Annotated in this window: 1 protein-coding gene; it reads left to right on the top strand. The window is 52.2% G+C overall.

Features of this window, described 5'->3' with window-relative positions; genetic code table 11:
- Positions 1 to 111 precede the first annotated feature (111 nt).
- The gene (rdgC, locus tag J8X26_RS27455) at positions 112 to 1032 is read left to right on the top strand and encodes a recombination-associated protein RdgC (RefSeq protein WP_307803533.1); all 921 of its coding nucleotides are present in this window, start codon (positions 112 to 114) and stop codon (positions 1030 to 1032) included.
- The last annotated feature ends 134 nt before the right edge of the window (positions 1033 to 1166 follow it).

The raw sequence follows: 1166 nt of genomic DNA, 5'->3' as shown, positions 1-1166 counted from the left end.
TAGACAAGGGCCGCTGGCACCCACCCAGCACGCCCTGTGCATTACCGGCCGCCCTTGTCTATGTGTGTGAGTTTCCGCCCGGTGCAGTGGGCATAAACAGGAGTGATTAACGTGAAAGACCTTTGGTTAAAAAACATTTTGATTTACCGCATGAGCCGGGATATCGCGCTCGATGCCGGGGAAATGCAGCGCCAGATGAGCGCCTTTATTTTCTCCCCATGCGGCAGCCAAGACATGGCGAAAACAGGCTGGGTATCACCAATGGGCAAGTTCGGCGGCGATCAGTTGGTTCACGCCGCTGGTCGTCAGCTTCTGATCTGCGCAAAGCGTGAAGAGAAGATGCTCCCGGCGCCGGTAATTAAGCAGGAGCTGGCAGGAAAAATTGAGCAGTTGGAAGGTGAGCAGCATCGCAAGCTGAAGAAAACCGAGAAAGATTCCTTGAAAGACGAAGTGCTACACAGCCTTATGCCACGCGCATTCAGCCGCTACAGCCAGACCTTCATGTGGATTGATCTGGACAATCGCCTGATTATGGTCGCCGCGGTCAGCGCCAAAAAAGCAGAAGACATGCTGGCACTTCTGCGTAAAAGCCTCGGGTCTCTGCCAGTGGTTCCGCTGACAATGGAATCGCCGATCGAACTGAGCCTGACCGAGTGGGTGCGCAGCGGCCAGCCGCCAGCTGGTTTTGCTTTGCAGGATGAAGCCGAGCTGAAAGCCATTTTGGAAGAAGGCGGCACTATCCGCTGTAAGAAACAGGAATTGGTCAGCGACGAAATCGGGACGCATATCGAAAACGGCAAATTGGTTACCCAGCTGTCGATGGATTGGCAGGAACGCGTCAGCTTCCAGATCAATGACTCGTTCACGCTGAAGAAGCTGAAACCGAGCGACACACTGTCAGATCAGAATGACGACATCGACCGTGAAGATTTTGCGGCGCGCTTTAATGCTGATTTCATCCTGGTGACCAGCGAATATTCCGCTCTGATTGCGAGCCTTATTTCCGCGCTGGGCGGCGAAGCCCAAAGATAATTTAAAAGTATCTGAATTTTATTAATTGCCGTCACTGGCAAGGGATTCGCTCAACCTAAAACTACGTGTGGAGTAATTTTATGACCTGGTTAACCACCTTTTCCGGCCAGCATCTGGATTTCTCAAATCCTAAT

Source organism: Rahnella sp. ChDrAdgB13, assembly GCF_017655185.1.
In the GTDB taxonomy this organism is placed as follows: Bacteria; Pseudomonadota; Gammaproteobacteria; order Enterobacterales; family Enterobacteriaceae; genus Rahnella; species Rahnella contaminans.
This window is presented reverse-complemented; position numbering and strand designations above follow the sequence as displayed.